Consider the following 6,954-nt stretch of genomic DNA (forward strand, 5'->3'; position numbering starts at 1 on the left):
TCAGCATGCTTCCCGTAGCCCGCAACTGCGGGCATATAACTTAAAAAATTCGTTACCAGATATCGTCTTAGACGATTACCAACGCTGCTTAAGCAGGTTTGGCTGGATACCGGCGATAGCGTTCAGATTATTAAATGTTTTAACTTTGATGCCCGCTTCAAACTCTTCGCGGAAATACTTAATCGCGCTTTGCAACGGCTCAACGGCTCCCGGCGCAAGCGCACAGAATGTATGACCCGGAGACAGGAAGCGACACAGCTGTTCAAGGGTTTCAATATCGCCCGGCTGGCCTTCCCCACGTTCTAATGCAGTTAAGATTTTCACGCTCCACGGTAAACCGTCACGGCAAGGCGTACACCAGCCGCAGGATTCGCGTGCGAAGAACTCTTCAATATTACGGGTTAATCCGACCATATTGATCTTATCATCAACAGCCATGGCTAATGCGGTACCTAAACGGCTTCCGGCTTTAGCGATATTGGCAAAGTCCATCGGTAAGTCGAGGTGAGCATCAGTCAGGAAATCAGTACCTGCACCACCCGGCTGCCAGGCTTTCAGTTTCAGACCGTCTTGCATACCGCCGGCGTAATCTTCTAATAATTCACGCGCTGTAATACCAAACGGCAATTCCCAAAGCCCCGGGTTTTTCACCCGACCAGAGAAGCCCATTAATTTAGTGCCTGCGTCTTCGCTCTTACTTGCCGATAATCCGCGATACCACTGAGGACCGTGCTCAATAATTGACGGCACGTTACATAAGGTTTCAACGTTATTAACACAGGTCGGTTTACCCCATGCACCGGAAGTTGCCGGGAATGGTGGCTTAGAACGAGGATTGGCACGACGGCCTTCAAGAGAGTTAATTAATGCAGTTTCTTCACCGCAGATATAACGCCCGGCACCGGTATGAACAAACAGTTCAAAATCGAAGCCGCTGCCCAGAATATTTTTACCCAAGAACCCGGCTTTTTTCGCCTCTTCAATGGCCTGACGCAGGTTTTCTGCCGCTTCGATATATTCGCCGCGTAGGAAGATATAACCGCGATAAGCTTTAAGTGCGAAGCCGCCGATCAGCATGCCTTCAACCAGAAGATGGGGTAACTGCTCCATCAACAGGCGGTCTTTATAGGTACCCGGCTCCATTTCATCCGCATTACACAGGATGTAACGAACGTTCATGCTTTCGTCTTTCGGCATCAGGCTCCACTTAAGACCGGTGGAGAAACCCGCACCGCCGCGGCCGCTAAGCCCGGAGTCTTTCACCGTAGAAACGATATCATCCGGAGACATACCTTTCAGCGCTTTTTCAGCACCGACATAGCCACTTTTAGCCCGATACTCATCAAACCATACCGGCTGCTGGTCAGCACGCAGGCGCCAAGTCAGCGGATGCTGCTCTTCCGTAAGAATACGTTGCGTTCCTAAAAAAGTTGACCCGCTCATTGATATTGCTCCAGTAGTTTCTCAATATCTTCCGGCTTCAGATGCTCATGAGTATCTTCGTCCACCATCATGCTAGGCCCCTTATCGCAGTTACCTAAACAGCAGGTCGGTAACAGCGTAAAGCGCCCGTCGAAAGTGGTCTGGCCCGGTTTGATATCCAGTTTTTTCTCAAGAGCAGCCTGAATTCCCTGATATCCATTGATATAACACACCACGCTATCGCAGTAGCGAATCACATGGCGGCCAACCGGACGACGGTAAATTTGGCTATAAAAAGTCGCTACGCCTTCAACATCACTGGCAGGAATGCCCAGTACTTCAGCAATCGCATTGATAGCACCATCCGGAACCCAACCGCGCTTTTTCTGCACCAGCTTTAAAGCTTCAATCGATGCAGCTCTTGGGTCTTCATAATGATGTTTCTCATGCTCGATGGCATCAAGTTCTTCAGCGCTCAGCGTGAAAATTTCTTTATCGGTCATAACTAGCGATCCACGTCTGACATAACAAAATCAATACTGCCCAGATAGACAATTAAGTCTGATACTAAACAGCCACGAATGACGGACGGGATCTGCTGCAAGTGTGCATAGCTTGGCGTACGAACCCGAGTACGGTAGCTCATGGTGCCGCCGTCGCTGGTTAAGTAGTAGCTGTTGATCCCTTTGGTTGCTTCCACCATTTGGAAAGATTCATTGGCTGGCATAACCGGACCCCATGATACCTGTAAGAAATGGGTAATCAGGGTTTCGATATGCTGCAATGAACGCTCTTTTGGCGGTGGCGTAGTAAGCGGATGGTCTGCTTTAAACGGCCCTTCAGGCATATTATCCAGACACTGTTGCAAAATACGTAAGCTCTGGCGTAACTCTTCAACCTTCAGCATGACGCGGTCATAAGAATCGCCGTTATAACTGATCGGTACTTCAAACTCGAAGTTCTCATAGCCTGAATAAGGGCGGGCTTTACGGATATCAAAATCAATCCCCGTTGCGCGCAGCCCTGCACCGGTAACGCCCCATGCCAGCGCCTCTTCAGCACTGTATTGAGCAACGCCGATAGTACGGCCTTTCAGAATAGTATTTTTTAGCGCAGCCTTAACGTAGGACTCTAGGCGCTTAGGCATCCAGTTTAAGAACTCACGCAGTAGCCCTTCCCAGCCTTTCGGTAGATCATGCGCTACACCGCCGATGCGGAACCAGGCCGGATGCATACGAAAACCGGTAATGGCTTCAACGATATCATAAATACGGGCTCGATCGCTGAAAGCGAAGAACACCGGCGTCATTGCACCGACGTCCTGAATATAGGTAGAGATATACAGTAAGTGGCTGTTAATACGAAACAGCTCAGACAGCATAACCCTGATAACTTTTACTCTATCAGGAACTTCAATGCCGGCCAGTTTTTCAACGGCTAAGATATAGGGCATTTCATTTACGCAGCCACCGAGGTATTCGATACGATCGGTAAACGGAATGTAACTGTGCCATGTCTGGCGCTCACCCATTTTTTCTGCGCCGCGATGGTGATAACCGATATCCGGCACGCAGTCGATAATCTCTTCACCATCAAGCTGTAAAACAATACGGAAAGCACCGTGTGAAGACGGATGGTTAGGACCCAGGTTAAGGAACATAAAGTCCTCATTTTGGGTACCGCGCTTCATGCCCCACTCTTCAGGCTTGAAGGTCATGGCTTCCATCTCCAGATCTTCTTTGGCTTTAGTCAACACAAAGGGATCGAATTCGGTGGCACGAGCCGGGTAGTCTTTACGCAATGGATGCCCTTCCCAACTGTCCGGCATCATAATGCGACGTAGGTTTGGATGGCCATCAATGGTGATACCAAACATTTCCCAAGTTTCACGCTCATACCAGTTAGCGTTCGGAAATATTTTGGTCACGGTAGGTACGTGAAGATCGTTTTCTGCCAGCGCCACTTTCAACATAATGTCTTTGTTGCGCTCAATTGAAATCAGGTGGTAGAAGACGGAAAAATCCGCAGCCGGTAAACCGTTGCGGTGGGTACGTAAGCGCTCATCAACACCATGTAAGTCAAACAGCATGACATAAGGTTTTGGTTGCTTACGCAAAAAGGTCATGATCTCTAAAAGTTGCTCGCGCTTAACCCACACTACCGGAACACCGGTACGCGTAGGCTGTACGGTAAAGGCATCTGGCCCAAAACGGTTGCGCAGTTCACCTATTACCGGATCATCGAGATGATCACGTGTTTCCCAAGCTGGTTGGGCGAGCTCTTGCGTCATCGGATCTGTCATAATTGTTTTCGCCGCTCATTACTCAAAATAAATTCAGATTTATTGCTTCAGTGGTTAAATTTCGTCTGGCGTACGCAGATTAGTGACAGCAATACGCTCACCGCGCTTGCGTTCTTTTTCTGACTGCATATTAGCCCGGTAAACACCCTGCTCACCAACAACCCATGAAAGCGGACGACGTTCTTTACCGATGGACTCTTGCAATAATAATAGTGCCTGCATGTAAGCTTCAGGACGCGGCGGACAACCGGGAATATAAACATCAACCGGTAAAAATTTATCAACGCCTTGTACTACAGAATAAATATCATACATACCGCCGGAGTTAGCACAGGCACCCATTGAGATAACCCATTTAGGCTCAAGCATTTGCTCATATAAACGCTGGATTACCGGGGCCATTTTCACAAAGCAAGTGCCGGCAACAACCATAAAGTCAGCCTGACGCGGAGAGGCGCGCAATACTTCTGCACCAAAACGTGAAATATCATGAACGGCGGTAAATGAAGTTACCATCTCTACGTAACAACAAGAGAGGCCAAAGTTAAAAGGCCAAAGAGAGTTTTTACGCCCCCAGTTAACCACATCATTAAGGGCGGTATCGAGCTTGCCCATATAAATGCCTTTGTGAGCATCTTGCTCTAGGGGATCGGTGACGATTTCTTGCTTTTGCAGCGGATAACGATCATTTTCACCGTCAATATCTACGCGAGTGAGCGTATATTTCATCTTCAAGCCTCGCTGTTACTAAAAATTGCTAGGGGTATTATTTGTATTCTTCAACTGACGTTTAGAACGCTGAGGCGTCCAGTCAAGTGCACCAATGCGCACTAAATAAAATAGTCCGGCCAGAAGAACAAAAATGAAAATGGCAGCTTCGATAAATCCAATCCAACCGCTTTCACGGACAGAGACCGACCACGCAAACAGATAGAGGGCTTCAACATCGAAGATGACGAAAAACATGGCAACCAGGTAGAATTTAGCGGAGAGGCGCAGACGCGCCGATCCTACTGCATCAATACCTGATTCATAAGGCGTATTCTTGGTTCTTGCTCTGGCACGTCCACCGAGGAAGTACGCACCAACTAGCATTAAGGCACACAGGCCAAGTGCTACAACAAGGAATACGGCAAAAGCCCAATGATGGGCGGCAACTTCAGTACTTGTAGGCATATGCTCTTACTACTCTTAAAAATAGTATTTACCGGATCGCATAAATGTGGCCAATCCGATGACTACGTCGATTAAAGGGAAAAAACGTCCATACCCAAAAGCTATTCATTATCTTATGCAATGATTAATGTGGAGTTTTACTCTTTTCAACAACATTTTGTCAACATCAACAAAACATTTATCAATACAAGTCACAAAAATAACGTCATAACTCTCATTACTAACTAAATCGAGTCAGCAAAACGGATACGACAACTCAATCAGTTCGCTATTTTGACAGAAATAGATATTTTTACCACCTTTCAATCGGGGCTTTTTCTTTGATGCAGAGCACAGGAATAAACATTTCTTTCATAGATATACAAAGCACATCAACCCTTATCTATCAAAGTAAAGTAAATTCCTTTATAATCAGTAACTATAAAGATATTTCCCTTTCTATTTTCAATCAGCATCAACCTCCAAAACCCTAAATCAATACTCTAATGGGGGCTTAATTGGGGGCTTATCGTGCTAGGTAAAATGAGGCCCAAAATGTCTTCACTTAATGCTCGTCAGGTCGATACCGCTAAACCTAGGGATAAACCTTACAAACTATCAGATGGAGGAGGTTTATACCTTCTGATTAATACCAATGGCTCAAAATACTGGAAACTAAAATATCGCATATCAAGTAAAGAGAAAAAACTTTCATTTGGTGTCTATCCCGACGTATCACTTGCTGATGCAAGAAACAAGCGGGATGAGGCCAGAAAAATAATTGCGACCGGAGAAGATCCAAGTGAAGTTAAAAAGTCTAAGCAAATAGCAAAAAAATTATTCAATGAAAATACTTTTGAAGCCATTGCGATTGAATGGTACACAGGGAAAATCTCCACATGGTCAAAAAACTATGCGAGTTATGTCATTCAAGCATTTAAAAATAATGTGTTTCCGTTTATAGGTAACCGCCCTATTTCTGATATTAAGCCTCTGGAGCTTCTGGCTTTACTACAGCGGATAGAAAAACGTAACGCACCTCAATTAGCCAGTAAGGTAAGACAACTCTGTGGGGAGGCTTTCCGTTATGCCATTATTACCGGCCGAGCTGAATATAATCCAGCCCCCGACCTTGCAAGTGCCATGCAAAGCTATCAAAAACAGCACAATCCTTTTCTATTAGTACAAGAGCTCCCTGAGTTCTTAAATAAGCTAACACAATACACGGGGAGTTTCATTACCCACCATGCTACTCGACTCCTGATGTTAACCGGATTGAGAACCACTGAATTACGGTCAGCAGAATGGATAGAAATTGATTTTGATAAAATGCTATGGGAAATACCGAAGTCTAGAATGAAGATGAAAAGAAATCATTTAGTCCCGTTATCTCAGCAAGCGTTGATAACACTGCGCTGTTTACAGCATATCACTGGTGGGCATTCTCTTATATTTCCCGGTCGCAATGACAATAGTAAGCCTATGAGTGTTGCTAGTATAAATCAGTTATTAAGGGCTCTTGGTTACAATGGTAAAGCCACTGGGCATGGTTTTCGCCACACGATGAGTACTATTCTGCATGAACAGGGTTACAACACCGCATGGATTGAATCTCAGCTTGCTCATGCCGACAAAAACTCCATCCGAGGTACCTATAACCATGCTCAGTATCTGGATGGCAGACGTGAGATGTTGCAGTGGTATGCTGACTATATGGATAAACTCGAAAAAGAAGGCCTAGTCTGTTGAAGAAACGGTATTTGGCGTTCTAAGGCAGTCAGTAAAATAAAGAGAAAAGAGGGGAGGCTTTTGGCCTCCCCTCAGACTGATGACAAAGTCCTAGTCAAAAGGCTAGGACTTTGATCTAATAAGGTCAGTACAAAAAATGGACTGACTACCATGCTTAGAGACGCCTCCCCACAACAATACCAGTTTGAAACTATCNCCCTTGATGAACTCGTCCCCGAAGACCATCTGGTACGCAAAATTGATGCCGCCATCGACTTTGGCTTTATCCGCGATGCTGTCGCGCACCTCTACTGCCCCAATAATGGCAGACCGGCCATCGACCCCGT

Annotated in this window: 7 protein-coding genes; 2 read left to right on the forward strand and 5 right to left on the reverse strand. The window is 46.0% G+C overall.

The genetic code is table 11. The features are described from left to right. Window positions 1–75 precede the first annotated feature (75 nt). The 5 genes from nuoF to nuoA are packed head-to-tail and all read right to left on the reverse strand — an operon-like array spanning window position 76 to window position 4,900. A complete protein-coding gene (gene nuoF / locus YWE_RS0108720) occupies window positions 76–1,443 on the reverse strand; it encodes an NADH-quinone oxidoreductase subunit NuoF (RefSeq protein WP_036015516.1) in 1,368 nt (455 codons plus the stop codon). Further along, window positions 1,440–1,925, reverse strand: a complete 486-nt coding sequence (gene nuoE, locus YWE_RS0108725; protein WP_029094177.1) for an NADH-quinone oxidoreductase subunit NuoE — start codon at window positions 1,923–1,925, stop codon at window positions 1,440–1,442. Before nuoE ends, nuoF begins: the two co-directional genes overlap by 4 nt. A gap of 2 nt (window positions 1,926–1,927) precedes the next feature. Further along, window positions 1,928–3,724 carry an NADH-quinone oxidoreductase subunit C/D gene (gene nuoC / locus YWE_RS0108730; RefSeq protein WP_029094178.1) on the reverse strand — a complete coding sequence of 599 codons (1,797 nt, stop codon included), beginning with the start codon at window positions 3,722–3,724 and terminating at the stop codon, window positions 1,928–1,930. Window positions 3,725–3,778: 54 nt separating this feature from the next. Further along, entirely contained in the window at window positions 3,779–4,453 is a 675-nt protein-coding gene (locus tag YWE_RS0108735; protein WP_029094179.1) for a NuoB/complex I 20 kDa subunit family protein, read from the reverse strand. Window positions 4,454–4,471: 18 nt separating this feature from the next. Next, entirely contained in the window at window positions 4,472–4,900 is a 429-nt protein-coding gene (gene nuoA / locus YWE_RS0108740; RefSeq protein WP_029094180.1) for an NADH-quinone oxidoreductase subunit NuoA, read from the reverse strand. A 534-nt stretch (window positions 4,901–5,434) separates the two neighbouring features. Between nuoA and YWE_RS0108745 the strand changes: the two genes are divergently transcribed. Both YWE_RS0108745 and YWE_RS30375 read left to right on the forward strand, forming a co-directional pair. Continuing rightward, window positions 5,435–6,628, forward strand: a complete 1,194-nt coding sequence (locus YWE_RS0108745; protein ID WP_036015519.1) for a tyrosine-type recombinase/integrase — start codon at window positions 5,435–5,437, stop codon at window positions 6,626–6,628. Between the two features lie 150 nt (window positions 6,629–6,778). Continuing rightward, window positions 6,779–6,954, forward strand: a 176-nt coding sequence (locus YWE_RS30375) for a transposase (protein WP_071605848.1), incomplete at its 3' end; no start/stop codon positions are given.

The sequence above is a fragment of the Budvicia aquatica DSM 5075 = ATCC 35567 genome (genome assembly GCF_000427805.1).
In the GTDB taxonomy this organism is placed as follows: Bacteria; Pseudomonadota; Gammaproteobacteria; order Enterobacterales; family Enterobacteriaceae; genus Budvicia; species Budvicia aquatica.

Excerpts from the sequence above, each read along its gene's own strand:
- nuoE (WP_029094177.1), bottom strand. The coding sequence starts at position 1,925 with ATGACCGATAAAGAAATTTTCACGCTGAGCGCTGAAGAACTTGATGCC.
- YWE_RS0108735 (WP_029094179.1), bottom strand. The coding sequence starts at position 4,453 with ATGAAATATACGCTCACTCGCGTAGATATTGACGGTGAAAATGATCGT.
- nuoA (WP_029094180.1), bottom strand. The coding sequence starts at position 4,900 with ATGCCTACAAGTACTGAAGTTGCCGCCCATCATTGGGCTTTTGCCGTA.
- YWE_RS0108745 (WP_036015519.1), top strand. The coding sequence starts at position 5,435 with ATGTCTTCACTTAATGCTCGTCAGGTCGATACCGCTAAACCTAGGGAT.
- nuoF (WP_036015516.1), bottom strand. The coding sequence starts at position 1,443 with ATGAGCGGGTCAACTTTTTTAGGAACGCAACGTATTCTTACGGAAGAG.
- nuoC (WP_029094178.1), bottom strand. The coding sequence starts at position 3,724 with ATGACAGATCCGATGACGCAAGAGCTCGCCCAACCAGCTTGGGAAACA.